We start from the raw sequence: 2,539 nt of genomic DNA on the forward strand, positions 1-2,539 counted from the left end.
AGTCCTTCATTTATAAAGGACTTTGTGCTCCTGCCATTTACCGCTCTATTTTGAATAACAATATCGTCTGTGAAGTAGGATGAAAGTTTCTCTCCCCAGCCTGTTTCTGGACGTTTATTAGTCTGTTTTTCTGCTGCTGTGGAGTCTCCTGCTAGAAAAATAGTTGTAGTTTCAGGCATGCTTTCCCTCCAAGCTTTTGTCATCGAATATATTTTTTAACCATATCTCAGCAAAGCTCAGCCACCGCTCTACATAGGGAAATTCCTTTGCCATTCCCAATCCATGTTTTCCAGACGGGAATACATGATATTCAAATGGAATGTTGTGCCGAGCAAGGCTATTAGCTAAAAGGATCGTATTTTGAATGGGTACAGATTGATCATCAGCAGTGTGCCAAATAAAGGTTGGAGGTGTATGTTCGTCGATGAGATGCTCTATGGAATAACTTTCGACTAAGTGCTTAGAAGGCTGTGTGCTTCCTAAAAAATGCTCTCGACTTCCAGCGTGTCTAAATGGTTCTGTGAATGTGATAACAGGGTAGCACAAGAGTAACGCATTTGCTCGATTCGTAATTTTTGTGCCGGCTAAACCAGCTAAATGTCCTCCAGCAGAAAAACCTAATGCTCCTATCTTATTTTCTGTTATGTGCCACTTTTTTGCGTGCTTGCGTAGTTGAATAAAAGCTTCCTCTAGTTCTTTTACCATACTTAGATGATCAATCGTGCCAATGGGATAATAGAGAACCCCGGCGTGATAACCGATTGAATGAAGCCATTTTACGATAGGTTTCCCTTCTTTTTCTGCCAAATGGTGGTACCCTCCACCTGGAAAAACCAGAATGAAGGGTCTCTCATGATCATCTAAGAGGGAAATACTTACAGTCATTTGCTGATTAGATGTTATAGTTTCATTACTAAACTTATCGTGTATGATTTTTAGCATAGGAACGCTCAAATCCAAAGTATTGGTGGGCATTGTTATAGCTAATTGCTTCAACTATATTTCCAAGCAATGTTTCGTCTTCTGGTGCTTCGCCTCGTTCCACGATTTCTCCAATAAACTCACAAAGCACACGACGGAAATATTCATGCCTTGTATAGGAAAGGAAGCTGCGAGAATCTGTTAGCATTCCTACAAAGGTTGATAAGAGCCCAACATCACTAAGAACCGTTAATTGATGGCGCATTCCTGCCCGAGTATCGTTATACCACCAACCAGATCCTAACTGGAGCTTACCAGGCGTATTTTTTTGAAAGGATCCCATTAAGGTAGCTAAGACAAAGAAATCATTTGGGTTAAGGGAATAAAGAATCGTTTTAGGTAATTTGCCTTCTTTCTCCGCTCGATTTAGCAAGCGCTGTAAAGGAATGGTAAGAGAAAGATCGTTGACAGCATCATATCCAGTATCAGGTCCTAATTGTTCAAACATCGCTGTATTTGTATTGCGATATGCATGGATATGGAGTTGCATCGTCCAACCTTGATCATAATAAAAACCAATTAAGCGAGTAAGTGTTTCTGTACGATATGCACTAATTTCGTATGGAGTTAAAGCTTCATTCTTGATTCTCTTTTGAAAAATTACTTCAAGGGTTTTCTCATCTGCCTCTTCATATGTCAATATATCTAGCGCATGATCCGATAACCTTCCACCCATATGATGAAAATAGGAAACGCGGTTTTTAAGTGCTTCTATTAAAGCTTGATAGGAAGTTATTGGTGTTTGTGCTTGTATGCCTAGCTTTTCAATCCATTCGATGAAGCCACTTTGATCAATATTTAAGGCTTTATCAGGACGGAAGGAAGGGAGTACTTGAAAGTGTTGTTCCTCCTTCTGTATCTGTTGGTGATAATAAAGTGTATCGGTTGGATCATCTGTCGTACATACGACTTTTACATTGGAGTTAATGATAATATTCCGTCTTTTAAATTCGCTGGAAGCTAATTTTTCATTTGCTAGGTCCCAAATAAGAGGAGCATTTTCTTCGTTTAACAATAAGTCAATTCCAAAGAAACGCTTTAATTCTAAGTGAGTCCATGCATATAAAGGATTGCCAATCGTTTTTGGAACAGTGCGTGCCCATGCTAAAAATTTGTCATAATCAGAAGCATCACCTGTTATATGGGATTCAGGAATTCCGTTTGCACGCATTAAGCGCCACTTATAATGATCCCCAGCCAACCAAGCGTCTGTAAGATTTTTGAAGTTTTTGTTCTCATAAATTTCTTTAGGGTCTAAGTGACAATGATAGTCGATAATTGGCATGGTTTTTGCGTAATCATGAAAAAGTTTTTGAGCTATTTCTGTTTTCAATAGAAAGTTATCATTAAGAAACATACGAATCCCTCTTTCGTTATTTTTATTGTTTTAGTGTATTGCTGGAAAAATAGATTAATGTTTATTTTTTGATAGATTTGATGAAATTAAATTTGTCAAAGCTCGTTTATGCTAGATTTAAGCAAGAAAGGAAACAGAGATAGTGCCTCTGCGCCCGCAAACCCGGAAAACGAGCGGAAAAGGTAACAGAGAGAGCATCTC

At 38.6% G+C, this 2,539-nt stretch carries 2 protein-coding genes; both read right to left on the minus strand.

Features of this window, described 5'->3' with window-relative positions; translation table 11 throughout:
• Positions 1-171: 171 nt before the first annotated feature.
• Positions 172-975, minus strand: coding sequence for an alpha/beta hydrolase (locus RTL21_RS15515; protein ID WP_312097011.1), 804 nt, complete (start codon positions 973-975; stop codon positions 172-174).
• On the minus strand, positions 920-2,338 hold the full coding sequence (gene uxaC, locus RTL21_RS15520) for a glucuronate isomerase (RefSeq protein ID WP_312097013.1): 1,419 nt from the start codon (positions 2,336-2,338) through the stop codon (positions 920-922). The genes RTL21_RS15515 and uxaC overlap by 56 nt, the downstream gene beginning before the upstream one ends.
• Between the last annotated feature and the right edge of the window lie 201 nt (positions 2,339-2,539).

The sequence above is a fragment of the Niallia sp. genome (genome assembly GCF_031978665.1).
GTDB lineage: Bacteria > Bacillota > Bacilli > Bacillales > Cytobacillaceae > Niallia.

Excerpts from the sequence above, each read along its gene's own strand:
- RTL21_RS15515 (WP_312097011.1), bottom strand. The coding sequence starts at position 975 with ATGCCCACCAATACTTTGGATTTGAGCGTTCCTATGCTAAAAATCATA.
- uxaC (WP_312097013.1), bottom strand. The coding sequence starts at position 2,338 with ATGTTTCTTAATGATAACTTTCTATTGAAAACAGAAATAGCTCAAAAA.